General features: G+C 69.2%; 31 protein-coding genes. 3 read left to right on the top strand and 28 right to left on the bottom strand.

Annotated features, from left to right (window positions below; translation table 11 throughout):
* Window positions 1–11 precede the first annotated feature (11 nt).
* The 6 genes from fliR to J3A75_RS16115 all read right to left on the bottom strand — a co-directional run bounded on the left by fliR (window position 12) and on the right by J3A75_RS16115 (window position 3,308).
* On the bottom strand, window positions 12–773 hold the full coding sequence (gene fliR / locus J3A75_RS16090) for a flagellar biosynthetic protein FliR (RefSeq protein ID WP_209650425.1): 762 nt from the start codon (window positions 771–773) through the stop codon (window positions 12–14).
* Window positions 774–824: 51 nt separating this feature from the next.
* A complete protein-coding gene (fliQ, locus tag J3A75_RS16095) occupies window positions 825–1,091 on the bottom strand; it encodes a flagellar biosynthesis protein FliQ (protein WP_012319200.1) in 267 nt (88 codons plus the stop codon).
* Between the two features lie 48 nt (window positions 1,092–1,139).
* Window positions 1,140–1,454: a flagellar hook-basal body complex protein FliE gene (gene fliE, locus J3A75_RS16100; protein ID WP_012319201.1), complete on the bottom strand. Its 315-nt coding sequence runs from the start codon at window positions 1,452–1,454 to the stop codon at window positions 1,140–1,142.
* A 44-nt stretch (window positions 1,455–1,498) separates the two neighbouring features.
* Window positions 1,499–1,906 (bottom strand): flagellar basal body rod protein FlgC, encoded by a 408-nt coding sequence (gene flgC / locus J3A75_RS16105; RefSeq protein WP_012319202.1) that lies wholly within the window; start codon window positions 1,904–1,906, stop codon window positions 1,499–1,501.
* 64 nt (window positions 1,907–1,970) lie between these two features.
* A complete protein-coding gene (gene flgB, locus J3A75_RS16110) occupies window positions 1,971–2,372 on the bottom strand; it encodes a flagellar basal body rod protein FlgB (protein ID WP_012319203.1) in 402 nt (133 codons plus the stop codon).
* 384 nt (window positions 2,373–2,756) lie between these two features.
* Window positions 2,757–3,308 (bottom strand): hypothetical protein, encoded by a 552-nt coding sequence (locus tag J3A75_RS16115; protein WP_209650426.1) that lies wholly within the window; start codon window positions 3,306–3,308, stop codon window positions 2,757–2,759.
* Window positions 3,309–3,418: 110 nt separating this feature from the next.
* On the opposite strand from J3A75_RS16115, the gene J3A75_RS16120 reads away from it, so the two are divergent.
* Together J3A75_RS16120 and J3A75_RS16125 are read left to right on the top strand one after the other, a co-directional pair.
* Complete coding sequence (locus J3A75_RS16120; protein ID WP_209650427.1) at window positions 3,419–3,619, top strand: hypothetical protein; 201 nt, start codon at window positions 3,419–3,421, stop codon at window positions 3,617–3,619.
* The gene (locus J3A75_RS16125; RefSeq protein ID WP_209650428.1) at window positions 3,616–4,926 is read left to right on the top strand and encodes an ISL3 family transposase; all 1,311 of its coding nucleotides are present in this window, start codon (window positions 3,616–3,618) and stop codon (window positions 4,924–4,926) included. Before J3A75_RS16120 ends, J3A75_RS16125 begins: the two co-directional genes overlap by 4 nt.
* 37 nt (window positions 4,927–4,963) lie before the next feature.
* On the opposite strand, the gene J3A75_RS16130 is transcribed toward J3A75_RS16125, so the two are convergent.
* The 18 genes from J3A75_RS16130 to J3A75_RS16215 form a co-directional block, all read right to left on the bottom strand.
* Window positions 4,964–5,554 (bottom strand): hypothetical protein, encoded by a 591-nt coding sequence (locus J3A75_RS16130; RefSeq protein ID WP_091927510.1) that lies wholly within the window; start codon window positions 5,552–5,554, stop codon window positions 4,964–4,966.
* Between the two features lie 159 nt (window positions 5,555–5,713).
* On the bottom strand, window positions 5,714–5,872 hold the full coding sequence (locus J3A75_RS16135) for a hypothetical protein (protein ID WP_209650429.1): 159 nt from the start codon (window positions 5,870–5,872) through the stop codon (window positions 5,714–5,716).
* Window positions 5,873–5,900: 28 nt separating this feature from the next.
* Window positions 5,901–6,350 (bottom strand): hypothetical protein, encoded by a 450-nt coding sequence (locus J3A75_RS16140; protein ID WP_209650430.1) that lies wholly within the window; start codon window positions 6,348–6,350, stop codon window positions 5,901–5,903.
* 1 nt (window position 6,351) lies between these two features.
* Entirely contained in the window at window positions 6,352–7,290 is a 939-nt protein-coding gene (locus tag J3A75_RS16145) for a glycoside hydrolase family 108 protein (protein ID WP_209650431.1), read from the bottom strand.
* An 11-nt stretch (window positions 7,291–7,301) separates the two neighbouring features.
* Window positions 7,302–7,535 carry a hypothetical protein gene (locus J3A75_RS16150; RefSeq protein WP_209650400.1) on the bottom strand — a complete coding sequence of 78 codons (234 nt, stop codon included), beginning with the start codon at window positions 7,533–7,535 and terminating at the stop codon, window positions 7,302–7,304.
* Window positions 7,535–7,939, bottom strand: a complete 405-nt coding sequence (locus J3A75_RS16155; RefSeq protein ID WP_209650399.1) for a septal ring lytic transglycosylase RlpA family protein — start codon at window positions 7,937–7,939, stop codon at window positions 7,535–7,537. Before J3A75_RS16155 ends, J3A75_RS16150 begins: the two co-directional genes overlap by 1 nt.
* 99 nt (window positions 7,940–8,038) lie before the next feature.
* A complete protein-coding gene (locus tag J3A75_RS16160; RefSeq protein ID WP_209650398.1) occupies window positions 8,039–10,141 on the bottom strand; it encodes a hypothetical protein in 2,103 nt (700 codons plus the stop codon).
* A 4-nt stretch (window positions 10,142–10,145) separates the two neighbouring features.
* Window positions 10,146–10,829, bottom strand: a complete 684-nt coding sequence (locus J3A75_RS16165; RefSeq protein ID WP_209650432.1) for a hypothetical protein — start codon at window positions 10,827–10,829, stop codon at window positions 10,146–10,148.
* Window positions 10,830–10,907: 78 nt separating this feature from the next.
* Window positions 10,908–11,507: a DUF4376 domain-containing protein gene (locus tag J3A75_RS16170; RefSeq protein ID WP_209650433.1), complete on the bottom strand. Its 600-nt coding sequence runs from the start codon at window positions 11,505–11,507 to the stop codon at window positions 10,908–10,910.
* On the bottom strand, window positions 11,500–12,474 hold the full coding sequence (locus tag J3A75_RS16175; RefSeq protein WP_209650434.1) for a hypothetical protein: 975 nt from the start codon (window positions 12,472–12,474) through the stop codon (window positions 11,500–11,502). Before J3A75_RS16175 ends, J3A75_RS16170 begins: the two co-directional genes overlap by 8 nt.
* A gap of 83 nt (window positions 12,475–12,557) precedes the next feature.
* Entirely contained in the window at window positions 12,558–13,340 is a 783-nt protein-coding gene (locus tag J3A75_RS16180) for a YmfQ family protein (protein ID WP_209650435.1), read from the bottom strand.
* Complete coding sequence (locus J3A75_RS16185) at window positions 13,337–14,410, bottom strand: baseplate J/gp47 family protein (RefSeq protein ID WP_209650436.1); 1,074 nt, start codon at window positions 14,408–14,410, stop codon at window positions 13,337–13,339. Before J3A75_RS16185 ends, J3A75_RS16180 begins: the two co-directional genes overlap by 4 nt.
* 73 nt (window positions 14,411–14,483) lie before the next feature.
* Window positions 14,484–15,008, bottom strand: a complete 525-nt coding sequence (locus J3A75_RS16190; protein WP_209650437.1) for a phage GP46 family protein — start codon at window positions 15,006–15,008, stop codon at window positions 14,484–14,486.
* 10 nt (window positions 15,009–15,018) lie between these two features.
* A complete protein-coding gene (locus J3A75_RS16195) occupies window positions 15,019–16,110 on the bottom strand; it encodes a phage baseplate assembly protein (RefSeq protein WP_209650438.1) in 1,092 nt (363 codons plus the stop codon).
* Window positions 16,111–16,123: 13 nt separating this feature from the next.
* A complete protein-coding gene (locus J3A75_RS16200) occupies window positions 16,124–17,287 on the bottom strand; it encodes a phage baseplate assembly protein (protein ID WP_209650439.1) in 1,164 nt (387 codons plus the stop codon).
* A gap of 9 nt (window positions 17,288–17,296) precedes the next feature.
* Window positions 17,297–17,971, bottom strand: coding sequence for a hypothetical protein (locus J3A75_RS16205; RefSeq protein ID WP_209650440.1), 675 nt, complete (start codon window positions 17,969–17,971; stop codon window positions 17,297–17,299).
* Window positions 17,972–17,977: 6 nt separating this feature from the next.
* Window positions 17,978–18,454 carry a DNA circularization N-terminal domain-containing protein gene (locus J3A75_RS16210; RefSeq protein WP_209650441.1) on the bottom strand — a complete coding sequence of 159 codons (477 nt, stop codon included), beginning with the start codon at window positions 18,452–18,454 and terminating at the stop codon, window positions 17,978–17,980.
* Window positions 18,455–18,489: 35 nt separating this feature from the next.
* A complete protein-coding gene (locus J3A75_RS16215; protein WP_209650442.1) occupies window positions 18,490–20,850 on the bottom strand; it encodes a hypothetical protein in 2,361 nt (786 codons plus the stop codon).
* On the opposite strand from J3A75_RS16215, the gene J3A75_RS16220 reads away from it, so the two are divergent.
* Complete coding sequence (locus J3A75_RS16220) at window positions 20,849–21,040, top strand: hypothetical protein (RefSeq protein WP_209650443.1); 192 nt, start codon at window positions 20,849–20,851, stop codon at window positions 21,038–21,040. The genes J3A75_RS16215 and J3A75_RS16220 overlap by 2 nt on opposite strands.
* 164 nt (window positions 21,041–21,204) lie before the next feature.
* Here the strand turns inward: J3A75_RS16220 and J3A75_RS16225 are convergent, their stop codons facing one another.
* The 4 genes from J3A75_RS16225 to J3A75_RS16240 all read right to left on the bottom strand — a co-directional run bounded on the left by J3A75_RS16225 (window position 21,205) and on the right by J3A75_RS16240 (window position 23,764).
* The gene (locus tag J3A75_RS16225) at window positions 21,205–21,537 is read right to left on the bottom strand and encodes a phage tail assembly protein (RefSeq protein ID WP_209650444.1); all 333 of its coding nucleotides are present in this window, start codon (window positions 21,535–21,537) and stop codon (window positions 21,205–21,207) included.
* Between the two features lie 2 nt (window positions 21,538–21,539).
* The gene (locus tag J3A75_RS16230) at window positions 21,540–21,899 is read right to left on the bottom strand and encodes a phage tail tube protein (protein ID WP_209650445.1); all 360 of its coding nucleotides are present in this window, start codon (window positions 21,897–21,899) and stop codon (window positions 21,540–21,542) included.
* 68 nt (window positions 21,900–21,967) lie between these two features.
* Window positions 21,968–23,494, bottom strand: coding sequence for a phage tail sheath subtilisin-like domain-containing protein (locus tag J3A75_RS16235; protein WP_209650446.1), 1,527 nt, complete (start codon window positions 23,492–23,494; stop codon window positions 21,968–21,970).
* Between the two features lie 6 nt (window positions 23,495–23,500).
* Complete coding sequence (locus J3A75_RS16240) at window positions 23,501–23,764, bottom strand: hypothetical protein (protein WP_209650447.1); 264 nt, start codon at window positions 23,762–23,764, stop codon at window positions 23,501–23,503.
* Window positions 23,765–23,799: the final 35 nt, after the last annotated feature.

The following is a 23,799-nucleotide window of genomic DNA, read 5'->3' on the forward strand; positions in this document are numbered from 1 at the left end:
GGTCCGGCCGCTCAGCGGCCGACGTAATCCCCGAGATACCGGCCCAGATCGTCGAGGAAGACGCCCATCATGACGCCGAGGCATCCCATCAGCAGCAGCATGCCGATCAGCACCGAGGCCGGCACCGCCAGGAAGAACACCTGCATCTGGGGCATCAGCCGCGACAGCACGCCGAGCCCCAGGTTGAACAGGATCCCGAAGGCGATGAACGGGCCGGAGATCTGCACCGCCAGGGTGAAGCCCCGGGCGAGCGCCTTCGTGGCCAGCATCAGCGCGTCCGAGAAGGACGGCACGCCGTCGGGGGGCAGCACCTCGTAGCTGCGGGCCACGCCCTCGATGGCGAGATGGTGCAGGTCCGCGGCGAAGATCAGCGTGATCCCGAGCAGCGACAGGAAGTTGCCGATCGCCACCTGCTGGCCGCCCTGGCTGGGATCGACCGTCATGGCGTAGGACAGCCCGACCTGCGCCGAGATGATCACCCCGGCGGTCTGAAGGGCGGCGAGGATCATGCGCGCTGTCAGGCCGAGCACGAGCCCGATGATCGTCTCGCCGAACAGGAGCCCGATCAGCCGCGGGCCGGCCACGCCCTCGGTGCCGCCGAGCAGCGGGCGCACGGTCGGGAACAGCACCAGGGCGGTGAGCAGCGCGAAGGCGAGGCGCAGCCGTGGCGACACCGTCTGCTCGCCGATCCCCGGCATCAGCATGATCAGCGTGCCGATGCGCGCGAAGGTGATCAGGTAGGCCGAGGCGATGCCGGGCAGGAGCAGGTTCATCGCGGCCCCTATGGCACGCGGGAGCCGCGCCTGTCCCGGCCGGCGCGCGCATCAGCCGCCGGCCGCGATGCGGGCGGCGATGCGGGTCATGTAGCCGGCCATGGCGTCGCCCATGAAGGGCAGCATCAGCAGGAGCGCGGCGAACACCGCCACGACCTTGGGCACGTAGATCAGCGTCTGCTCCTGGATCTGCGTCAGGGCCTGGACCAGGGAAACGGCGAGGCCGACCGCGAGGGCGACCAGCATCAGGGGCCCGGCCACCTTGAGGAACACGAAGATGCCGTCGCGGGCGATGTCGAGGATGGCGAGGCCGGTCATGGGGGTGCGATCTGTGCGGGGGGAGCGGGCGGCGAAACGGTCGGCCGGTCAGATCTGCATGCGCATGATCTCCTCGTAGGCGGAGATCATGCGGTCGCGCACCGCCACCATGGTCTGGAGGGCGGTCTCGCTCTCGGCGACCGCGGTGACCACGTCCACGACGTTGGCCTTGCCGGCGGCGGCCGAGACGGCCTGGGAATCCGCCCGCCGGCCGGCATCGCCGACGCTGTCCAGGGTCTGCCCGAGCATCTGCATGAAGTCGGTGCCGGTGCCGGTCGTCGGCTGCACCCGGGGGGCGGGCCGGCCGCCGGCGAGGCCCTGGACGGCCGCGTAGGCCCCCGCCGCGAAGTTGCTCGAAGCCATCGCCATGCGTCCTTGCTATGCGGTCCTGCCGCGGGCCTCGGGGCTCATTTCAGGATGCCGAGGGTCTGCGCCAGCATCTTGCGGGTGGCGCTGATCATGTTGAGGTTCGCCTCGTAGGAGCGCTGGGCCTCGCGCAGGTCCATGTTCTCGATCAGCGCGTTGACGTTGGGCATCTGCACCACGCCCTGGGCGTCGGCCGCGGGGTTGCCCGGCTCGTACTTGGTCCGGAAGGCCGACGGGTCGCGCTTGACGCGCCCCGCCTCGACCAGCCGGGCGCCGGTCTCGTCGTCGAGGTGGCTGGTGAAGGTCGGGATCTTGCGCCGGTAGGGCTGCGCCCCGGCCGAGGCCGGCGCGGAATCGGCGTTGGCGATGTTCTCGGCGATGATGCGCATCCGGCCCGACTGGGCCTTGAGGCCCGCGGCCGCCACCGCCAGCGACTTCGTGAATTCCATGGCTCAGGACCCTCCCGCCGCCGCGACGCCGCGGCCGTCAGCGCTCCACTTTCGGCCGGCGCGCCTAGCTCTTGCCGATCGCGATCTTCAGGGTGGTCAGGCTGTGCTGGTACAACGAGGCGGCGAGCTGGTAGTCCGACTGGTTCTCGCCGGCCTTCATCATCTCGTCCTCGAGGTTGACGCCGTTGCCGCTGGGGCGGATCTCGAAGCCCTTGGCGCGCTTGGAATCGGCCCCGACGCTCTGGCCGGGCGGGGCCATGTGGCCCGCGCTCGTGAGCGTCAGGCTGGACCCGGTGGTGGCCAGCGCGCCGGTGGCCCGGTCGAAGCGCGGCTCCACGAGGTCGCGGGGCTTGAAGCCCGGCATGTCGGCGTTGGCGACGTTCTCGGCGATCACGCCCTGGCGCGCCTGCGCCCATTGCATCCGCGTGCGCAGCATGCTCAGCACGGGCAGATCGGTGAGGGCCATGGTCGCCTCCGGGATGGCGTGGCCGCGCCGGGACGAGCGGGCTCGGCAAAATCTGCCGCCTGCATGGTTAACGGCGCGTTAAGCCCGATCGCAGGGCCGGCCGGTGCCCGCGTCAGATCGCGCCCCCGGGGCGGGGAGCCCCCGGTTCGGCCGGGCGGCCGCCGCGATCCCGACCTATTGTCTTGCGCCCGCTCGATTAAAAGGTCTGTTAACGAACTCGCAACGTTAAGTTATTGATTTTATTGCTGGTCATTCTTTCCGGGAGCCCCCCAAAATTCGCCAGTGACGGCCGCCACGACCTGGCCTTGGCGATTGCCGCGCAATGTTCCGCGGAACATTTTTAGGGTATCCGACATTCGAGGTTGCTAAGCCCATAGCCGCCCATCAGGTCGATTGGGGCTTTGGAGGTTGATGGGTCGTGTCGGTTGACCCGGAGGGTGGCCACTCGCCGCGGATTGATCCGCCAGCATCCACCCTGTCGATCAGGATGCGCAGCGCGTCTGCCATCATCTGGCAGCAACCTTGCGCATCGAGCGCCACGATGGTGTTGCGGATCGCGCCGATGGCTGCCCCGCAATCGGCTTCGAGTTCACGGACGCGCAAAGCCAGCGCCGCCTTCTCGTCAATTGAGCCACCAAGAGCGCTGCACAAATAGCGGATCTGCAACTCCGTGACTTCACTGAGTTCCGGCCTCGAACCGGAGGCGGCGGGCCAACAGCAGACAACAGCATGAGGCGGCTCCGCTGGAAGTTCACCCGCCGGGATCAGGGCGTTCAAGGCCGCCATACTGGCCGCCAAGTCATTCCAGTCATCCCGGTTGATGGCGAGAGGAAGAAACTCGTCATACCCCGTATTATCGACAAGCGCCCAAGCCGAGCGGACGGCTTCAAGAACTGCGGCATAGGCCGCAGGGTTAATTCTCGCTGCGTTTTCCATCTAAGATGTCCTTCAATCTGATATCTCTTTTCACAATAGATGATATCTGATACGGGTCAAGCGCGATCCGTGTAGGTGATATCAGTTTGCGGAAAATGGAGATATCAGCAATGAACGTGGCCGTGGGCCGGAAGCGTATCAACGAAGAGCAGATGCCTGCGCGGCTCCCGGCCGGGACGTTCGCGCGGATGGATGCTGTGTTGGATCAGGGCGAAAAGCGGTCCGATCTCCTTCGCGGAGCCGTCGAGCGCGAACTGAAGCGGCGGGAGAAACGGCAGCCGGGCAAAGGGGCTGCCGAGGGGTCCGAGTGACGGACCTGTTGCGCCTCGACCGGCTGATCGTTGAGGACACCCGCACCGAGGATGGCACCCTCATCATCACCGTTCGGAGCAAGGCGCCGACGTTCCCGCGGTGCTGCCTGCTGGCGGACATGCGGCATGTCACGAAGCGAAACGGCAAGCATCGCGACTTCCCGATCCAGGGGCAGCCCGTCAAATTGAAGATGCGGCGGCAGACCGTGTTCATCGAAATTGACCGCCAGCGCTACAAGTGCAAGGAGTGCGGCAGGCCGATGTACGAGGGCTTGCCCGACATCGACACGCGCCACGACATGACCAAGAAGCTGCTCCGGCGCATCCAGAAGGACGCCGTTGAGTGGCCGTTCAATCAGGCCGCGCAGGTCAATGGCGTCGATGCCAAGCAGGTTGAGCGGATCTTCAAGGACTACGCCGCCAAGAAGCTGAAGGGCTACGTGCCGACGATGCCCCGCGTGCTCGGCATGGACGAGAAGTACATCCAGAAGAAGGCCCGCTTCATCATCGGCGACATCGAACGGGGCTACATGCTCGACATGCAGCCGTCCCGGAAGGTGCTGGACCTGAACCGCTACTTCGGGGCCATGCCCGGCAGGAACCACGTCGAGGTGGTCTGTCAGGACATGTGGAAGGACTATCGCGGCATCACCAAGAAGCTGTTCCCGAATGCCGTTACGGTCATCGACAAGTACCATGTCCAACGGACATCCAACCGAGGCGTGGAGGCGATCAGACGCCTGTTCCAAGGGGACATATCGAAGTCCGAGCGCATTCACCTCAAGAACAAGCAGAAGGTCTTCCTCGCTCGCTGGGAAACCGCGAAGCCCTTCACCCGCAATCAACTGACTGCCCTGTTCACGTTCTTCCCTGAACTCAAACACGCCTACGAGTGGAAGGAAGCCTACTACGAGATCTACGATGCGACTTCCAAGGCCGAGGCGAGCGAGCGCATGGACCAATGGCTGCGGGATCTGCCGCCCGCCTACCGTCGCCCATTCAAGCCGAGCATCGATGCCATCAACAACTGGCGGCCGTGGATCTTGAACTACTGGGACCACCTCCAGACCAACGCCTATGTCGAAAGCCTGAACAACCTCATCGGCCGCATGAACATGCAAGGCGTCGGCTACGACCTCGAAACGCTGCGGGCCAAGGCCCTGCTCAAGCACGGCCGGATTGGCGAAGAGATCCGGCTCGGGATTACCCGCGAGGGCCACGGACATGGCGCGCTGCGGACCCGGAAGCTCATCCTCGGTGTGCCGCTATCAACCTTGGAAGCCGATTTGGCTGCGGGTACGTTTTGACCGCGGATCAACCCCGAAAGACGTTAACCCGCAAAACTCAGCGCCGCGCCGGCGCGCGAGCATCCCGCTCCAGCTCGTCGATCCGGCGCTGCATGCCCTGGATGGTGTCGCGCGGGGTGTTGAGGTCATAGAGCCCTTGCCGGTTCTGGTCGGACTGGCGCTGCAAATCCGCATCGCGGGCGCGCTGGGCCGCCCACATCTGCTCGTGCTCCCCGCGCGGGACCAGCTGCTTCGTGATCGTGTCGAGATCGCGCTCGACCCGCTCGACCCGGGCATCGGTCAGGCGCTGGAGATCGTCCCGACGCTGCGAAACCACTGCAAAACGTGTGTCGAGGTCCTGGCGCGGCACGTAGGCCTCGGTGCGCGCCTCCACCTTGGCGATCGCGCCCTCGAGGCGACCGTTGTTCGAATTGACCCACGTGAAGAACATGCCGCCGGCGACCGTGCAGACGGCGAGCATGATGTTCACCGGCGCCCAGTTGATCGAGCTGCGGGTCTTCAGGTCGCTACGGATGTCTTGCATCACTGAGCGGATGTCGGAGACGGCCGTCTCCAGGATCCCGAGACGCGTATCCGTGTCCCGCGGCTGCATCTGCATCTGCTGGGTCTGCTGGAGCTGCTGCGTCATGATCCTGGCCCCCAAGGCCGGAGAACCGCGCGCCGGTGTTCCGGTCGCGCGTTGTGTTAAGCGGGCCGGCCTCTCGTGAGAGACAAACCGGCTTGCGTTCGGTGGGTGAGAGGCAGCAGCCGGCCAGGAAGCCCGTGAAACTTTCACAGGCTTGCGGGGCTACGGCGCGGCCGTTTCCGGCGCCGGCGCGGGATGCTTCATCGCGTCGGCGAGCGCTCCGTACCGGTTTGCGGCATCGGCGAGGCCGGCCGCGTTGGCGTCGCCGTAGTCGAGGGCGCGCCGCGCGTAGAGCCGCGCATCCTCGCCCCACTTCGGCACCGGCCTTGGCGCCGGCGCTGGGACGATGTCAGCGACTGGCGGGAGCGTGCGGACGCCGGGCGCCGCGCTGAACAGCCCACGCGTTGTCCCGCAGGCGGCCGATGTCAGCGTCAGACAGCCCGCAAGCGCCCATCGGGCCGAGCGACCGAAGAGCCTTCGCGTATTCGACATTGCGTTTCTCCGCCGCCGCTTGGGCGCTCGCGTTGCGGGCCTCACCCGCCCGGGCAGCCTGCTCGGCGACCCGAGCGGCAGCCGCGTCGACGCGCGCCTCGGCGGCGTCGCGGGCGAGGCGATTGATCTCGGCCTGCCGGTCCGCGGCGCGGTAGCCGGCCGCCTTACCGATCAGGAAGGACAGCCCGGCGCTGGGCAGCGACCCCAGCGTGAGGCCGGAGAGCAGAGCGAAGGCGACGGCGCCGACGCCCAGGAGGCCGGCCCCGCGCTCGGCGAGGGCCTTGATGCGATCCAGGAGGGCGCGCATGTCAGGCCGCCTCCGCCGCGGGGACCGGCGATACGGGTGCGGCCTGCGGAGCGGCGGGATCCTCGACCGCGACTGCGGGCAGGTCCTCGTCGGCGCTCGTGTCCACCGCTTCGGTGGCGGAGCCCGCCTGGACCTTGTCGGCCACCGCGTGCCCGTACTTCACGATGATGCCGGCGACGCCGGCGACGACCGCGAGTCCACCGAGCACGTAGGGCATCCACGCGAACCAATCGCGCATCACCTCGAGCTGCTGCCCGAGCTCGGACACGGGCGCGGCGACCGCGGAGGCCGAGGTCACCACCGTGGTCGAGGCCGTCGAGAGCAGCGGCCGGGCGATCGTTTCCGGTGAAACTACCGCCTTACGGTGTCCGCCGACCTGGTCGACGGCGACCGGCGCGGGCCCGACGCTGCCCGAGGCCCAGCCCTGGCCGATCTTCTGCGCGTTGGCGATGCGGGCCGACCAGCCCTTGCCGTAGGCCCGCCAGGTCTTGAGCCCCCGCAGCGTTCCGAGGCGGGCTGCGCAGTAGCGCGCGATCAGGGCGTCGTTGTCCTCGTCCTGGCCGACCGCGTGCAGCGTGACGTCGCCGATCGCGCCGTCGATCGCGCCCGGGTAGCCGACGAGGCTGCGCTGCAGCCACCGGATCGACTGCCCGACTCCGCTGTTCACCCCTCCGTCGAAGACGACGAAGTCGACGCCGGCCGGCAGCTCGTCGCAGGCGGCCTTATCCCAGTAGAGCGCGCGATAGATCGCGGCGACCTGCGCGTCGGTCGCGGTCCAGACGTCCGCGTTCGGCAGGCCCTGTCGGCGCAGCCACGCGGTGTAGACGCGCTGCGTGACGCCGCGCGACGTGCGGCCGCCGGGATCGCGCGGATCGTCGACGTTGCCGCCCTCGTAGACGCGCACGCGCGCGTAGGCTCGTGCGAAACCGTCCTTCGCCATGGGTCAGGTCCTCAGAAGGGGATGGAGAGGCGCAGGCGCAGCGGCGCGATCTCGTCGAGCTCAAGGGTGCGCAGGCGCCCGGCGTCGTGGATGAGCAGGCCGTTCGGCGCGATCGGCGCCGCGGCCAGAAGGCTCGCCGCGCTCGGCCGGGGCGGCAGGTGCGGGATGCGCGGCCGGGCGGTGGCCGCTGCCGGCGCGCCGGACACAAGGACGGCCAGCAACGCCGCCAGGATCCGGGCCCGCATCAGCGCGCGTCCGCCAAGCGGCGTCCCGACCCGGCCCGGTCCAGGATCTCAATCCGGACGCGAGCGAGGCCGTCGAAGCACAGCGCGCGGGCCGCGCCGGTGGACATGTCGATCGCGCGGCGCAGCCGCCTGTGTGGCCCTCGGTCGTTGATCCGGGCGATCACGCTGCAGCCGTTGGCGAGGTTCGTCACGCGAACGCGCGTATTGAACGGGACGTCCCACATCGCCGCCGTGAGCCCCATCGGCTTGAACCGCTCCCCGTTGGCGGTCAGCCCCTTCGGGTTGATGCGGAAGATCTCGCGGCCGTAGGTCGAGGCAATGCCTTCCCAGGCTCGGGCGTGGGCAGGCGCGAACAGCAGCGCGCAAGCGACTGCGGCCCGTAGCGCGAGGCGCTGCAGGAGCATGGCGGGATCCAAGGTGTCGGGTTGGGGCCGGGCGATCAGCCGCGCGGCATCAGGTCGGCGCCCCGCGGGTGGGATCCGCGGGGCGCCGTGGGCGTCAGGTCAGCGAGGGTCGACCCAGCCGTAGGTGCGTACGCCGAAAATCGTGCTGTCGACGGACGAGCGAGCACGGATCCGCCCGAACGTATCCGTTCGGACGCGAAACTCCCCGAAGGCGTTGGTATTTGCCGCCCATGTCAGCGAGTAGTTTGGGAACGTTGGCACCTCATCCGCGGCATCTGGAGAGGAAATCATGAGGCCGTTCGGGGAACTGCTGGAGGCCCCCGCTCGGAACAGCGCCTCGACTTGGACCCCCGTCGGGACAGTCAACGGCACGAGCGACGCTGTCGTCGATGCGCCCCCGTTCAAATCGGTCACGCTCGCAGTCCAGACGAAGGTGGACCCGGTTTGCTTGAACGGTAGAATGTTGCTGCTCGCATCAGTGCGAACGGAACCGATGCGCCGATACAGCAGATATCCAGCCGGCAGCGTGGGCGTACTGGGCGAGAGCGAAAACAGCGCGTCCACAGCGCCCGTTGACGGGTTGCTGATCAGGAACACGTGATACCAAGTCGAAGACGCTACGGCGCCTGTGTCCAGCCCGCCACCCGTGCCCGCCACCCAAGTACTGAGGATGGATTTGTTCAGCACGCCGAACATCGCCATCACCCCGGACCGGGGAGAAGATGTCGCGGATCCCGGACCGATGTTGATGACGCTTGCTGGGGTCGTAACGTCGTTCGAGAGGGTCAGCCCCGTCGTCGCGACGGCGGGAACAAGCTCGCTAGAGGTGAGAAGCCGCCCAGCCTGATAGGTTGCATTCAAGGTCCCGAGCGCATTCCCAACGCCGCGGACATTGGAAACAACCACGGCGTGGCCAGCGACGGTCGGGTTGACGCCGTATGCTCGCGCTGCCCGGATCGCCAACCCTCCTGAAAAGGTCGCCCTCGCCGAGGCATCATCGACCCGGACGTTGTCGGTGAATGCGCCGATCGTACCGCCAGTCCAGATGAGGTCGGAACCGCGCCAGTTCTTGACCCACAAGCCGTGGCCGGGGCCGGATGTGTTCCAAGTGCCGGTGAACGCGATGATGCCGTTGGCGATCAAGCTATCGTCGAGGACGATCGACGCGGAGCTGGCGTCCTGAGCGCTGTCGAAAGATACGGTGGCACCGATGAATACCTCTCTGTTGCCTTCAGCAGTCAGAGTTGTATCGACGATCATGTTGGTGCCGTTGGCAATGACGTCCGTCTGTTCCAGACTGAAGCCGCCGAACGCGCCCCCGACGCGGATGCCGACGCCGCTGCCGGCGATCTTGCCTTGATGCAGGAAAAGTCCGGCCTTGGCGCCATTCCCCAGCGCGCCGTTGAGCCGAACCGCATCGCCTTGAGCGCGCGCTTCGTATTGCCCCAGCACGACCATATCGACCTGGTCGAACCATAGGCCGTGGAACAGGTTGCCGTTGCCGTCCTGACCGTCTGCAATGATATCTCGCAGCACGGACCGAACCAGACCGCGCATCCGAAGCCCGGCGCCGGCCGTCATCTTCAGATTAGAGGCAACTCGAAAGCCGGACAGGTTGCATTGCCGGACCTGAGAGATTGAACTGGTCGTGTCTCCAATCGTGATGATGTCTTTGGCGGCGTCTGGTCCGTCGTACCAGAACACGCTCGAATGGCTGCCGGAGCCGGCGAGCGACAGATTGCTGACGATCGGGAACTGGAGCGGCTGAGTAAACCGGTAAAGCCCGGGCGGCATGGCACCGCGCCGGCCGAGCCCGAGCGCCGCCAGCCACGAGCGAAGGGCCGTCGTGTCATCGGCCACACCATCGCCGACGGCGCCAAAATCCTGCGGGGTCACACCATGGTCGGTCGCCCGATCGGTGACGGCTCGCGCGACCGCCGCGGCGATGGCAAGTCGGACCTTGGTCCCGGAGGCGTCGCCGGTCTTGGCCAGCGCCCCGATATCGTCCAGACCCAGAGCGCCAACCTTGCCGGCGAGCGTCGTGACGCCACCCGGCGCACCCTTCTGGGCCGCCACGAAGTCGGCAAGCTCGCCGGTGTTGCCCAGGGCCAGCCACGCCGCGTAGGTGCTCTGCCCGGGCAGGCCGGCCGGCCCGCCGACCGGCACATAGGCACGGGCGAGCGAAGAACCTCGGATCGCCATGCTCTCAGGCTCCCTGTCCGATCTGTGCGGGGACGGCGGTGTGGTGGATGAGGCCGTAGAAGGTCGGGACCCGGAGGCCCGTCGCCGGGTCGGTGGCGGTGATGCCGTAGGGGTAGCCCTCGGGCTTGACCGGCAGCCGGGCCATGGTCGCGCGGGCGACCGCCATGGCGATCACGCCGAGCGGGCCACCGTTGGCGATGCTCGGGTTCGCGCCGCCGCTGGTGGCCTGGAGCGCGATGGTCGCCGCCCCAAGCGACTGGCGCGCATCGAGGTCGAACACGAGGCCGGTGAGGTCGACCGGCGTGGGCACAACTGACACCGCGAAGGTGTCGTCGACCGCCAGCGCAGCTTGCCCGGTGAGCTGGGTCAGGTTGATCGTGAGGCCGCCGGCGTAGAAGGGCAGGCCGGCGATCCCGAAGCCCGTGATCGTCCCCGACGGATCCAAAACGGTCAGGTCAACCAGCCCATTCACGAGGGCCGCCACGGTGACCCTGTGGACGCCAAGCGCGGTGCCGGGCGCGACGGAGGCCGTGAAGCTCGCTTGGCCAACGTTGGATGGCCCGGCGATCACCCCGCCCAAGCTCGGCGAGCCGATCAGCGGCAAGCCATCGAGCCAGTCGGTCGCCTGCGTCGTGTCGAAGTCGACGCGCTGCGGCTGGATCAGCTGGATCGGGGCGAGGCTCGACATGCACCGGACCTCAGGCGAGTGGGCAGCAAAAAGCCGCCCGGAGGCGGCGCGGGACAGACCGGTACGGGGTGCTGGCAATCAGGCCGCGGGCGCGAGTCCTGCGAAGGCGGCGTTGACCTCCGCGAGGGTCGTGATCGTGGGCGGGCTGGCGTTGATGCCGGCGTCGCACCCGTCCTCGGCGGCAAAGCACGCCTGGACGTGGGCGAAGACGGCGAGCGCCACCGCCTTCATCTGGTCGGCCGTCAGCTCGATCCAGCCGGAGGCGGCCTTGAACTTGACGGAGGCGACGGCGCCCGCCTGCATCCCGGCGTAGGCATTGGCGACCATCGACTGGCTGTCCCGGTCGGTGGCGACCGTCACGCCGTTGACCACCACTCCGCCGGTCTCCACCGCGAAGCGCCGGGCCGCTGCGTAGGCGACGAGATCGGCCGCGGAGGGCGCCGCCGCCAGAGCATCGGGGAGCGCCAGTCCCCAGCGTGCCAGCTCCTCGCGAAGCGCGACCAGCGTCGGCGCGCCGCTGGCGTCGACCGGACAGGGCGTCGGCTCCCAATCGTCGGGCGCGCTCCACGCCTTCAGGGCGGCGTCGTCGGCGCCGACGATCGCCCCGCGCGCCGAGGCGAAGATGTCGGTGCCGTTCGGCAGGCGCCAGTACCAGTCCGAGGCGTTGAAGTTACGCAACCTGACCTCCCGTGTCCGAAGTGCCGGCCGTCGTGCCCGGAATGAAGTTGACGCCGCGGCCGTAGAGCTGGATCACGCCGTTGAGCCCGGCGTAGAACCGCCGTCCCGAAGTCGTGCCACCCCACGCCGCGCCCGTGCCGAAGGCGACGCGGCCGTTGATGCAGTTGACGACGTTGGTGAAGACGCCGGCCGACGGCACGTTGATCGTGCCGAACGAGGTGATCGTGCCGCCCTGCGCGTCGAGGATCGCGCCCGCGCTCTGCGCGATGCCAATCGTCCCGCTGAGGGTGACGGAGCCGCCCGGTCCGGCGAAGAGGTGGCTGGCGTTCAGCGCCGTGTCGCCGGTGAAATCGCAGTTGTCGATCGTCACGTTGCTGCCGGCCGCGATCGTATTCAGCGCCGGATTGGTGTTGCGCAGCGTCGCCCCGCTGATGGTGCAGACCGTTCCCGTAACCTGCGTCTGGGCATCCTTCGTGCCCGCACCGGTGAGGAGGTAGTTGCCGCGATTGGCCGGAGCGCCCAGGATCGTGAGGTTCGGGACACCGGTGACCACCGCCGGCAGATCGTAGGCACCGGCCGAGAGCATCTGCACCAGGAGCCCGTAGCCGCCGAACGCGTAGCGCGAGGCGGCATACCGGATGGCCCGCGCGTTGGTTCGGAACGGCTTGGCCTGCGATCCGTCCCCGGTCGCGTCGCTGCCCGTGGAGCTGTCGACGTAGAGCGTGACGGCCGCCACGACCGGCGTGATCGCGGTCGAGGCGATGAGCGCCTTGATCGCCTGGGCGAGCTGAGTCAGATCGCCGTTCGTCGGCGTGAGGCCGGCAGCGGTGATCGCGTTGACGATCTCGCGCTGCGGGTACTCCAGACCCTCGGCGCAGGGGATCGAGCCCGCCGTGTTGGTCGCCGGGTTGCCGTTGACGTAGCCGGCCGCCGGGTTCGTCTGATCGAAGGGTTTATTGTACTGCACGGGCGGGCGCTCCGGACGCGCGCGACCGCGCCCGGCCCGCGGGGCGGGTCAGCGTCGGCCAAGCGATCGGTTGAGGGGCGGGGCTAGTAGAGCGGCACGCTCTCGGCCGGCAGCGGGTCGCCGCCGTGCTCGATGATCGTCAGCAGCGGGTCGGTCCCGCAGTGGTTCACGCCTGCCCGGAAGGGCACGTATTCCTGGTACTTCGGCGTGACGTTGGCGTAGTCGAACAGGATCTCGGTGTGCGCCGGCTTGTAGCGCCGGAACAGGCATTCGAGGTCCATGGCCATGCTGAAGCGCACCATCGGATCGATGCCGCACTGGCCAGCGCCGGCCCGGAACCACGACACGCGCGAACCGTAGACCCGCACCGTCCAGTAGAACCGGATCTCAGGCGGTCCGACCTGCCAGCGGTACTGCTCGCCGTTGGTGCCGGTCGCCCGCGTGTCGCCGCACCGGGAGATCCCGGCCATGAACGGCGAGTACTCGACGATCCGGATCACGTACCCGAGGCGCGAGGCGACGTTGTAGAAGAACGCCCGGCTCTGGCCGCCCTCGGTCGTGATCCGCTCGATGAGGGCGAGGCGCCGCTCCTCCAGGGTGTACTGCTCCTGGACGCACGGGTCGGGCAGACCGAAGGCGCGCTCCCAGTCCGGCAGCAGCTCGGTCGTGAAGCGCGGGTCGAGTTCGAGCTCCAGAAGGTCGGCGGCCCGCGGGTCGACCACCGCGCCCCAGATCTCGGCTTGGCCCCGCACGAGCCGCATCAGGTCGCCGTCGGGGTCGCGCGACCACGCCTCGCCGCGCGGCAGCAGGCGCGCGAAGGCCTCGGCGTAGTCGTCGCCGTCGCGGCGGATGAAGCCGTCGCTCATGGGTAGGAGATCCCGCCGCCGGCCGCGGCCGAGAGGCTCGCCATGTGCCCGGGCGAAGCCATCACGGCGTCCTCGAAGTCGAGATCGAAGTAGCCCTCGCCCACGACCTCGGAGATCGCCGCCGACACCCAGGCCGCGTAGATCGTCTGCCCGGGGGCGGCGCGCTCCAGGAGCAGCAGCTGAAGCGCCGTCTCAATGGCGAGCCGCATCGACGGCGTGTCGTCCGACAGGTTGCGGATCGCGATCCCGAGCCCCTGCGGGATCGGGGCGACCACGAAGAAGTCCTTCACGCAGACGGGTCGGACCGTGTCGAGATAGGCGCGGACCTGGGCGATGTCGTCGTCGGTCGGCAGGCCGGCGTTGCCGGCGCGCAGCGCGTCGCACAGGAACCGCACCACCACGGTGCCGATGCCCATGCCGTTCGGGCTCGACCAGGCGCGGGTGACGCCGGGGACGGCCAGCGTCCACTGGATGTAGTCGTCGGCGTCGCCGCCCATCGGGGGCCGGCGCAGGCGCAGCAGCACCCGGGTGCGCAGATCGTCGTCGCTCTCAGTGTCGGCGCCGCCGTCGATCAGGACGACCGTGGCCTGCGCGTCGACGCTGGAGACCGCCACCGTCAGCGACAGCGGCGCGCCGGCGTCCCGGTTGCCGATCGCGCCCGCGGTCAGACACGTGACAGCGGCGAGTGTCGCGGTGGCCGAGAGGTAGACGTCGGCCGCGGTCTGGTACTGGACACCGTCCGAGGTCGCCAGGATCGACCCGGCCGTCAGGAGCGTGCCCTTCACGCCGGTGAGCGCGATCGTGCCGGAGGCGAAGGTCGCCGCCTTCGGGCCGCCGAACAGGATGTAGGCCCAGCGCAGCAGCCAGTCGCCCTCGGATTTGTCCGGCAGGGCGTTCTTGGCGATGTAGGCGAGGTACTTCAGGTTCAGGAACGCGCCGCCGGCGTTCTGATCCGAGAGCACGCGCAGGGCGTTGTTCGGGACGCTCGCGTCGGCGCCCTTCAGGTAGGCCGCGAGATTGTCGCGGTTCTGCCGGCGCATGCTCGGCAGGTCCGGCAGGTTGAACGGCATGGGGCAGCCTCAGGCGCGCCGCAGGGCGGCTTCCAGCGGGTCGGCTCGGGCGGTGGCGGTGGTGGGAGGCCGGTCAGCCGGTCGGCGCGGAGACGACGATCCCGGCCCAGAGGTCACTGAAGCGAAGGTCGAGCAGCAGCTCGTCGCCGCGGTACATCACGACGCGCGCCTCGATCCGCTCGATGCCGGCGCGGACCACGGTGACGTCGAGGCGGGTCGCGATCTTCCGGTCGAGGAAGGGCTGGAGGGCCTCGCGGATGTAGTCTTCGATCTGGATGGTGGTGGTGCCCTTGCGGGCGGCCGCCCCGGTGATCGTGGTCCGGGACAGGAGCCAGAGCTTCGAGCCGATTGGCCAGCCGTCCCAGATCTCCTCGGCATCGACGTCGCCCCACCAGCCGCGGCGGTCGGTGTCGCGCGAGTCCGGCAGGTCGTCGTCCGGGCCGGCGAGCGCGTCGGTCATCAGGGCGACGACGACGGCGGTCGCCAGCTCGTCCGAGGTGTCGAGCTGACCCGCCGGCGTGAGCAGCAGGTCGAGGTCGACGGCCTGGAAGGGCTGGCCCGGGGCGGTGCCCGTCGGCGCGATCCGGACATCCGTCATGGCGCGTCTCTCAGCCCGGGCCGCCGAAGCGCATCGACTTCGTCTGGCCCTGCACGAGCCGCTTCTGCGGCTCCAGGAAGTTCATCGCCGGCCCGGCCTGGTCGGCGAGCTGCAGGAGCCGGCCCCGCAGGTTGGCGATCTGGCCGATCACCGGGTTAGCGCCGGTCAGCTGCTCGATCTGGCCGGTCAGCTCGGCAGCCTTCGCGGCGATCGCCGCCTCGGGCCCGCCGCTCGCGTTCAGCGCCTCCAGCTCGTCGACGAGGTCGTCCACGATCCCGATCACCGGGTTGTTGGCGATCAGGCCGGCGATCTGCGCCTCCAGGCCGGCGATCAGGCCCTCGACGTTGCCCGACAGCAGGCTCGCCATGCCCATGAGCCGGCCGGGGTCGAGAAACGACTTCAGGCCGCGCTGGAGGGCGTTCTGGAGGTAGCCAGTGAGCTTTCCCTCCGCGAGCGCCTTCATGGCGTCCAGGCCGCCCGGCGCGCCGCTGAGGGCGTTCGTGACCTGGGTCGCGGCGTTGACCGGGGCGAGCGCCGGGATGACCTGCTCCGCGTTCTGGCGAAACTTGGACACCACGTCGAAGAGGGCGTGGTGCGAGTCCTCCACCTGCGACAGGCGGGCCGCCAGCCCCTTCAGCTGCTCGTTGAGCTCGAAATTGTCGGTGGCGGGTTTCACCGCCCGGCCCGCACCGTCGTCTCCGCCCGTGATCGTGACCTTCTTGCCGGTCTGGTTGACGCCATCCCGGGTCAGGTGCGTGTGCTGGCGCTGATCGTCGTGGTGCGAACTCTCGCCCGGCTTGAGGTTCTTCGGGCGGTGGCGGCGGTCAGCGGTGGCGATCACGACCGGATGGTCGGGGTTGCCACCCACTGCGGCCACAAGGACCTCAGCCTGACCCTGCTGCTGATCGGTCGGCTTAAGCGGGACGCTGCTGAAGCCGTAGGGGTGCCAGTGCTCGACGTTGGTGAACTGGTCCCCGAACCAAGCCCGGACCGTGTGCTCCTGGAGCTTGGTCGAGTCATCGACCGCGACGAGGGTGCCGCGGGCGATGCCGAGGTAGGCGCGGCGGGCGCCGTCGTCACCTCCGGCGCGCAACGTGCTCATGCGCCGCCTCCGGTCATGTGCGCGCCTCGGGCTGCGCCTGCGTCACGGGTTGGTTGTAGAAGCCGTCGGACGACTGGCCGTCGGGGTTCTTCTGCTGGAAGGCCTTGGCGTTCACGAGCTCGATCGCCGTCGTCGTCTGACCCTCCGGCGTCTGCCCGTAGGTGTAAGCCCAGAGCTTTAGGTCCATCAGCGGGTCGGCGAGGGGGAACAGCATCCCGGAGCGCACGCTGACGAAGTCGGACAGCGCCCAGAGCTCACCGTTCGGGTTGAGCCAGCCCTGATAGGCCAGCGTCACCCGCAGGAGGTCGGCCTCGATCGCCTGCGCCTCCATGTTGGTGCGCAGCTGCAGCTCTTTCTGGCCGAGCGGCATCTCGGCCAGCACCTTGCGGGCGAGACCGGGCACGCCATTGCTCATCTGCGCCTTGGCGGAGATCTCCGCGGCCTGGCGCCCGAACAGGCTGTCGGAGCCCGCGACCTGCGAGCGCGCGACGATCTCCTGGACCGAGGGCATGTCGATCGAGCAGTTCGCCGAGAGGATGTTGACCCCCTCCTCGAACATCGCACCCTTGCCGCCCTGTCGTGCGCCGGCGACAATATCCCCGTTGGCATCGGCCCGCAGCCACAGGCCGCGCTGTCGGCAGCCGCGCGAGATCGCGTCAAAGGGCGTCTCGCCGTGCCGGATCGTGAAGTTCGGGAACGGGGTGTCCCAGCCGTCCGGACCGCCCTCGACCCGGAACTTGAGGCCGTGCGGCTTCAGCAGCCGGTTGGCGATCGCGTCGAGCTTGTAGCCGCGGAACTGCCCCGTGCCGCCGTCAGCCGACGCCTTGCGGGTGAGCTCGGCCTTCGAGAAGCCCGACACCTGGACGCCGTGCCGATTGGCGTCGAAGGCGGTCTGCCGGTTGCCGATGTAGCCCTCTTGAATGACGACCTCGCCCGCGAGCGCGATGTCCACGCGCATACCGGGCAGGAGGCGCTGGGCCGCGATCTGAGCGGCCTCGCCCCACGAGGAGCCCGATGTCGTCTGGCGGCGGCTGTTCGGATCCTCCGGCTCGGCGCAGGTGAGGCGGAAGGTGCGCTGCCACGCGGCGTCGAAGGACTGGGACACCTGGACGGTCAGCCAGTCCTGATAGACGCCGCCCTCGGTGCGGACCTCGCAGATCAGGTCGGGATTGGGCACCGGTCGCTCTCAGCCGGAGAAGGCGTTGCCGGAGGCCGGCATGAACAGGGGGTGAACCACGTCGCGGTTCTCCGCGAGCAGCTGCTCGGCGCGGCCCGCATCGCCGAACAGGCGGTTGGCGAGGGTGAGGAGCGGCATGCGAGTGCCGAAGCTGTAGGGCACGAGCCGCGGCAGCGGCCTGCCCCGGGCGGTCAGATCGCGGACACAGGCCGCGTGCAGTGCGGTGAGCGCACGCCACGCAGTATTGTCGAAGCGCCCGGCGGCGAAGTCCTCGGCCGGGGCGAAGGCGAGGTTCACCCGCGCCAGCGCCGCGTCGATATCCTGCCGCGACACGAAGACGGTCCCGGCCAGAATGTTGACCATCTCGGTGAGCGCGAAACGCGCCGCGATCTGGGCGACGCGCTGCACCGGCAGATCCGGAGCCGTGACGGCCTGCGCCGCCTGTCGAACCTGGTCCATGCCGACGAACGTGGCGCCGGCGGCGGTGGCGGCCGTGAAGCACGCGCGCAGCGGCGGCCCGAAGGTGCCGGCCTGGACTTGGCCGACGGCATCAGCCGAGAGCGCACCGCAGAGCTGCCGGAGCGTCGCCCCTTCCTGGCTCGTGGCGTCGACGCCCGACGTGAGCAGCGCATCGAGCACGGCCTTCAGCGCCGCGACAGCGACGCGGCGCTGGGCGAAGGTCATCCGGTCCTAGCTCCAGTCGTCGTCGCTGCCGGCGGACAGCTCGGCCGCGGTCGCGTTCTGCGCGGCCGCCGCGCGCGCGGCGGCCTGGGTGTTCTCCCGCCCGGACGGGGCGGCGACCCCGACCTGAGAGCGCACAAAGGCCATCTCGAAGCGGGCCAAGCCGCCCTGATCCTTCGTCTCGATGCGCTGGTAGGTCTCGCAGCGCATCGTCGCCTGTCCCATCGTGGACAGGACGAGGAGGCCGGCGCCCTCCCGCTGCAGCGCCGCCTCCAGGTCGTCGGCCTGATCGAGGTAATCCTCGCCGATGACGTAGCCGGAGATCGCCACGCGCGTGACGCGGCGCCCGAGGTCCTCGTCCGAGCTGCGCTCGGACTTGGCGAACTCGTAGGTGAAGCCGCGCCGCCCACCGAAGCGGGTGTTTGCCTCGATCTTGAACGGCACGCCGCGGAACGACGGCGGGCGGAGCTCGTCGCGCCAATTCATGCGTAAAGCCTCGGATCGTGGCTCGGCGCGAGCCGCTACGCCCGGTCCATGTCCATCTGCGATCGACCCTTCGACACGGTCGTCTCGCGGAACAGACCGCCCGTATCGGCCCGGTGCGTCATCCCGGCAGGGGGGTTGTCGAACTTGATGTGCAGGGTGCCTTTGGGATCGGCCGGCGCGCCCGGCATCTGCATGCCCGGCCCGGCGCCCGGCGCGCCGCGGCCGTAGAAGCGGTCCATCAAGGCGTCCCCGACCGGGGCTTTCGCCTTCGGCGGCGTCGCGCTTGCCTCTTTGGCCGCGTCAGCCTGCCTGCTCGCGTTGGCCCGATCGACCGTGCCGTCCCGGTGAGCACGCCGCACCCAATCGGGCGCATTCGCGGAACGCCCGCCAGCCCCCCAAGCCATCGACGGGCCACCGCCGATGTGGATGCCGTGCTCGCCCATGTAGCCGGGGCCCGCGCCGACGCCGGTGGCGCCGTTGCGGACCGTCCCGCGGATGAAACCCTCCATGACCTTGCGGTCGGCGGGGTCGTTCATCGACAGGTAGCGCCGCTGGCCGTCGGGCCCGGTGGTGTAGAGCCTCACGTCGGCCGAGCGGCCGCCATCGTGCCGATGGCTCCCCGTCCGGTGGCGGCCGTGGTCATCCTGGCCTCCGGAGTAGACCTCCGCGTTGACGGCCGCATTCTTGGCGGCCTTCGCCAACTGGTCGCGCAGCTCGTCCGTGATGGCCTGCCGGCGAATGCCCCCGCCCTGGCGTTGGTCGACACCGCCGACGCCGTCGACCGGCTCGACGTCCTTGCCGCTGCGCGACAGCGGGCCGGAACCCGCCTCGCCCCCACGACCGAGCGCCGCCTCGGCGGCACGCTGCAGCGTGTCGTCCTTGTACAGCAGGTTCGACGGTCCGTGCTCCTGCCACAGCAGGCCGCGGAGGAACTTCTGCATCTGAGCAGGGTCGCGCAGGTCGAGCCTGTCGTTCGGGCCGATCCCCATCGTCTTGGCGATGTTGGCCGGGGCGGTCGGATGCCCCGGTGTCCAGCCGTTGGCCCCGGCGATGATTTTCTGGAGCGTGTCGGCTCCGCCGTCGAACTTCGTCAGGGCGAGGCGGGCTGCCGCGCGCATGCCCGCTTCGGGGCTGTTGAACACAATCTGAGGCGAGCCCTGATCGGTGTTCTGCGACGGCCCGACCATGCCGGGGAAGTTGCGACGCTGCCACTCAGAGCCCGAGTACTTCAGGTTCCCGGGGTTGTTGTTGCGCATGCCGGCCGGCAGGCGGGAGACGTCGACGTCCTGCCCGAAGTATTCCTTTGGCTCCTGCGCTTGAGGAGCCTCGCCCAACGGGCCGGTGCCGGGCGTGATCGGGCCGCTGCTGCGCTGGATCGCCCCGGCGTTCGGAACCGGCGCGCGTGGTGAAGTTCCGCCGGAGTAGCCACTTCCACCACTACCGCCGAACCCGCCACCACCGCTGAGCGGGCCACCGCCACCGAACCCACCGCCGCCCCAGGCCGCCTTCTGGATCAACGATCCGCCGCCTGTGGACCCGCCGAAGCTCGACGGGCTGACGCTCGCCCCGCCGTTCTCGCGGACCTTCTGCAGCTCGTCCGCGACGCGCTTCAGCTCCTCGATCATCCGGTCGTGCTTGCGCTGGTAGTCTGCCCCGCGCGGGCCGGCCTCCAGGAGCTTGAGTTGGCTCTCGACCTGCGCGCGGCGGCCTTCCAGCTTCTCCCGCGGGGTGGCCTCGGGGCCGCCGAACGGGGACAGCTGATTGCGGAGCGCCTGCTCGCCATCGTTGCCGCGCAGGCCGTTCTTCTCGGCGTCCTCGATCACGTCGGCCGTGCCCTTCAGCATCGGCCCGAGGACTTTCAGCTTCAGCCGCTCGGCCGCGGCGCCGATCCGGCCCATGCTCTGCTCGAAGCGGGCGGCGGCCTCCTCGGTCTGCTTGTCGAGGTGTCCGACCTCTTTCTGAACCTGGGCCAGTGCCTCGCTGGCCTTGCCCGAAATCGAGCCCACCACCCGCGCAATGTCGTCGGTCCCGAAGAACAACCGGGATACACGCCGACGCACCTCCGGTTCCGGGATCGCCTGGATGCCGTCGATCGCGCGCTTGAGCGCCTCGTCCATGTTGGGCGCACCAATCACATCCTCGGCGAGCTTGCCGAGGTTCATCGCCTGGAGGCTGGAGTAAGCCTCGCCCCACCGCCGGCGCAGGTCGAACATCACGGTCGCGAAGGATCCGACCGAGCTCTTCATGCTGTCGGCCGACACGCCGAACCGCTCGCCGAGCGCCCCGAACGCGCGCAGCTTGTCTACCGCCACGCCGGTTTCCCGGGACAGCATCGAGAGCTGCTGCGTCGATCCCGCGAAGCCGCGCATCGCCGACACCATGCCGGTGATCGACATGGCCGCCCCGAACCCCGTCACACCCACGGCCGAGAAGATCGGGTCGAACCCGCGCAGGACGCCCTGGAACTTGCTGGCCTCCTCGCGGACGCCGGCCCAGTCCTTCTTCCAGGTCGCCCCCTGCTTGGACGTCTCGTCGCCGACACCCTTCAGCCCCTTCTGGAGCTTGGTCAGCGGCCCGGTGAACTGATCCTCGACGGTGGCGACGATCCTGAGCTTGTCGTCAGCCATCCTGGTCCTCGCGTGGGGCGTGCCGCGGCATCAGCGCCAGGGTGTGGGCCATCAGGTGAGCCACGGTCGCCGGCGGATAGGTGCCGATCGGCCGCGAGAACGGCCACGCGTGGAAAGCGAGGCCTAGGCGGAGACTGTCGTGGACGGCGCCGGCGGCAGGGCCGCCCACACGAAAAAACGGCTGAGGACGGTCCCCAGCGAGAGGATGTCGCGCGCGCCGATCTTCTTCAGCGTCGACGTCGGCACGCTCGCGAGCTTGCTCACCAGCGGGAAGAACTGGTCGGCCGACAGACCCTCCAGGAGACCGAACTCCAGGACCTCCTCGCCGGTCGGCTCGCGCAGCACGAGCACCTTGACCATCTCGTCGTGCGCGCGGACCGCGGCCGCGAGCTGGTGCTCGTACGGCCAGGTGATCTCGCGCGGGTCCCGCGCCGGGGCCTCGATGGTGTCCGCCATGATCAGATCTCGTCGCAGGTGAGGCCCATCCAGTTCACCGACACCTTGCCGGCGCCGGTGTCGATCTCGTGCGCGGACTCGGTCCAGGCGCCCGACAGGACGTAGGTCTTGCCGTTCGCGAGCTCGGCGGTGACGGTGATGTCCGTCATGGCGTCGAGCTCGGCGATGGTCAGGCCGGCCGTGGTCGAGAGGTCGCCCTTGATGAAGGGCACGCGCGGCGTCTCGATGAAACCGTGCACGCCGTCCTGGCCGGCGACCCCCTCGCGCTTCGACGGCGAGGGCGACACGATGAACGAGCCGCGCAGGTCGTACTGCTTGTTGCCGGCCTTCACGAAGGCGGTGCCGGCGATCCTCTGGCCCATGGCCGGTGCTCCAAAGAAAAACCCGCCTCAGAGGGCGGGTTGGATTGCGGGAAGGCGTGGAGGACCGATCAGGTGCCGGAGGCGCTGAGCGGGAACTGCAGGCGGAACTGCGCGAGGATGTTGAGCCGCCGCAGCTGGTTCACGATGTCCGGCGGATCGAGGATCTCGACGGTGTTCGGCTCGGTGTTCGAGCGCGCCACCGAGAGGTTCGCGATGTAGAGCGCGGCGTTCTCGACGAGACCGTCGTACTCCATGTCCCGGTACTCCGAGACCATCTCCGCCTTGATCATCAGCGGCGTGACGATCGGCTTGCCGGTGGCGAACTTGGTCCCGTCGTTGGCCAGAGCCATCCGCGGGAAGGCGTTGGTGAGCCGCTGCCGCACCCGGGTGTAGCGCTCGTCGAGGGTAGCGAGCGTCGTCACCAGCTCGAAGGCGTTGTCGGCCTGCCCGTAGGCGTTCTTCTGGTAGGAAGTCTGCTCGCGCAGGATCACCGGCTGATTGGTGGTGCCGCCGTAGAGGTCGGTTCCCTGGATCGCGAGGCCGACCTGCGCGAGGGCGTTCAGCTGGGTCTTGTTCCAGCGATAGGCCTTCTGCGCCGGCAGCACGCCGACCAGCGGGAGCGTCTGCAGCGGCTGGGCCGCGTAGGCGTTGATCGAGAACGCGGCGGCGGCGGTGTAGGCGGCGGCCCACTCCCAGACCGGCGACGGGCTCTGCGGCTCGAAGGCCATCGGGGAGATGACCGCCGAGTTGTTCGACGGGCCCCAGGTGGCCTGATCAGCGTAGGCGCCGCGGCGCGCCGAGAAGATCTGGCCGTAGCTCTGGCGGTACGGACCCCAGCGACCGCTGTCGGTGAAGCCGTACTCGGCGTCCCAGACGGTGTAGGAGCCCGAGTCGTTCACCGGCAGGGCGACGAACTTGTAGGGCGCATCGCCCAGGCCCGCGATCGCCGAGGTGAAGTCCGGCGTGCCGGTACCGCCCGAGAGCTGATTGCCCGTCGGGTAGGTCACCGCGAGGCCGGCCGGCAGCTGCTCGCCGCCGTAGCGGCCGAGGTAGCAGTCCTGCACGTTGATGTCGTTGCCGGTCAGGCCCTTCCACTTGGCCGTCAGGGTGACGACGGCGGCCGCCGCGGAGGCGGTGACCGGCAGGTCCGGGGTCGCGGTGATCGCGGCTGCGATCTTGGTGGCCACCGTCGCCGTGGTGTCCGCCGAGACGATGGCGATCGGCACGAGCTGGCCCGCGATGTAGAGCGGATAGGTGCCCGCGACGGTCGGGGCAGCCGTGACCGTGATCGTGCCTGTCGCCGCGACGCCGGCGGCCGGCTCCGGCACCGGCAGGCAGTAGATCGGCACGCTCGTGACGCCCTTGAAGAACGTCTTGAACATGCGTGCGAGCATCGAGCCCGGGCCGAACAGGGCGTCGGCGTCCGCGTTCGTGCCGCAGGCGACGACCTGGTTCGGCGTGGCCGAGCCGGCCGACGTCAGGATGCCGGGGAGCAGCGCCCATTTCAGCGAGGTTGGGGTGCCGGCCTGCGAGGGGTCGATCTGGGTGTTCGGGCCCGGGATCTTGTAGTTGTCCGGAACGCGCGTGATGCCCATCGCGGCTTACTCCTGCGAAGCGGCGGCGGGCGCGGCGGCGCTCGCGCTGGTGGCGGGCTTGGCGGAGGTCGGCGCGGCGGTGGGGCCGCCGGCGTCGTGCAGATCCTCCAGGAGCTCGATGGCGCCCTCGTCCCGCAGGCGGAACGTGAACTGGTCGGCCGGCCAGCGGGCTGTGCCGTCCGCCTCGAAGCCGGTCTGCGACGGCATGTGCTTGAGCGCGCGGTAGCGCTCCTCGGTCGCCCTGACGGCGACCGTGGCTGATCCGGCCATGGCGATGTCCTCGGATTGGGAGCGGCGCGGGCCGG

This window comes from Methylobacterium sp. PvP105, from assembly GCF_017876975.1.
GTDB classification, from domain to species: domain Bacteria; phylum Pseudomonadota; class Alphaproteobacteria; order Rhizobiales; family Beijerinckiaceae; genus Methylobacterium; species Methylobacterium radiotolerans.

Bases quoted from the DNA above. Each gene is read 5' to 3' on its own strand.
- fliR (WP_209650425.1), bottom strand. From the start codon at position 773: ATGAACCTGCTCCTGCCCGGCATCGCCTCGGCCTACCTGATCACCTTC.
- fliQ (WP_012319200.1), bottom strand. From the start codon at position 1,091: ATGACCGGCCTCGCCATCCTCGACATCGCCCGCGACGGCATCTTCGTG.
- fliE (WP_012319201.1), bottom strand. From the start codon at position 1,454: ATGGCTTCGAGCAACTTCGCGGCGGGGGCCTACGCGGCCGTCCAGGGC.
- flgC (WP_012319202.1), bottom strand. From the start codon at position 1,906: ATGGAATTCACGAAGTCGCTGGCGGTGGCGGCCGCGGGCCTCAAGGCC.
- flgB (WP_012319203.1), bottom strand. From the start codon at position 2,372: ATGGCCCTCACCGATCTGCCCGTGCTGAGCATGCTGCGCACGCGGATG.
- J3A75_RS16115 (WP_209650426.1), bottom strand. From the start codon at position 3,308: ATGGAAAACGCAGCGAGAATTAACCCTGCGGCCTATGCCGCAGTTCTT.
- J3A75_RS16120 (WP_209650427.1), top strand. From the start codon at position 3,419: ATGAACGTGGCCGTGGGCCGGAAGCGTATCAACGAAGAGCAGATGCCT.
- J3A75_RS16130 (WP_091927510.1), bottom strand. From the start codon at position 5,554: ATGACGCAGCAGCTCCAGCAGACCCAGCAGATGCAGATGCAGCCGCGG.
- J3A75_RS16140 (WP_209650430.1), bottom strand. From the start codon at position 6,350: ATGCGCGCCCTCCTGGATCGCATCAAGGCCCTCGCCGAGCGCGGGGCC.
- J3A75_RS16145 (WP_209650431.1), bottom strand. From the start codon at position 7,290: ATGGCGAAGGACGGTTTCGCACGAGCCTACGCGCGCGTGCGCGTCTAC.
- J3A75_RS16150 (WP_209650400.1), bottom strand. From the start codon at position 7,535: ATGCGGGCCCGGATCCTGGCGGCGTTGCTGGCCGTCCTTGTGTCCGGC.
- J3A75_RS16155 (WP_209650399.1), bottom strand. From the start codon at position 7,939: ATGCTCCTGCAGCGCCTCGCGCTACGGGCCGCAGTCGCTTGCGCGCTG.
- J3A75_RS16160 (WP_209650398.1), bottom strand. From the start codon at position 10,141: ATGGCGATCCGAGGTTCTTCGCTCGCCCGTGCCTATGTGCCGGTCGGC.
- J3A75_RS16165 (WP_209650432.1), bottom strand. From the start codon at position 10,829: ATGTCGAGCCTCGCCCCGATCCAGCTGATCCAGCCGCAGCGCGTCGAC.
- J3A75_RS16180 (WP_209650435.1), bottom strand. From the start codon at position 13,340: ATGAGCGACGGCTTCATCCGCCGCGACGGCGACGACTACGCCGAGGCC.
- J3A75_RS16185 (WP_209650436.1), bottom strand. From the start codon at position 14,410: ATGCCGTTCAACCTGCCGGACCTGCCGAGCATGCGCCGGCAGAACCGC.
- J3A75_RS16190 (WP_209650437.1), bottom strand. From the start codon at position 15,008: ATGACGGATGTCCGGATCGCGCCGACGGGCACCGCCCCGGGCCAGCCC.
- J3A75_RS16195 (WP_209650438.1), bottom strand. From the start codon at position 16,110: ATGAGCACGTTGCGCGCCGGAGGTGACGACGGCGCCCGCCGCGCCTAC.
- J3A75_RS16205 (WP_209650440.1), bottom strand. From the start codon at position 17,971: ATGACCTTCGCCCAGCGCCGCGTCGCTGTCGCGGCGCTGAAGGCCGTG.
- J3A75_RS16210 (WP_209650441.1), bottom strand. From the start codon at position 18,454: ATGAATTGGCGCGACGAGCTCCGCCCGCCGTCGTTCCGCGGCGTGCCG.
- J3A75_RS16220 (WP_209650443.1), top strand. From the start codon at position 20,849: ATGGCCGCCCCGAACCCCGTCACACCCACGGCCGAGAAGATCGGGTCG.
- J3A75_RS16215 (WP_209650442.1), bottom strand. From the start codon at position 20,850: ATGTCGATCACCGGCATGGTGTCGGCGATGCGCGGCTTCGCGGGATCG.
- J3A75_RS16225 (WP_209650444.1), bottom strand. From the start codon at position 21,537: ATGGCGGACACCATCGAGGCCCCGGCGCGGGACCCGCGCGAGATCACC.
- J3A75_RS16230 (WP_209650445.1), bottom strand. From the start codon at position 21,899: ATGGGCCAGAGGATCGCCGGCACCGCCTTCGTGAAGGCCGGCAACAAG.
- J3A75_RS16235 (WP_209650446.1), bottom strand. From the start codon at position 23,494: ATGGGCATCACGCGCGTTCCGGACAACTACAAGATCCCGGGCCCGAAC.
- J3A75_RS16240 (WP_209650447.1), bottom strand. From the start codon at position 23,764: ATGGCCGGATCAGCCACGGTCGCCGTCAGGGCGACCGAGGAGCGCTAC.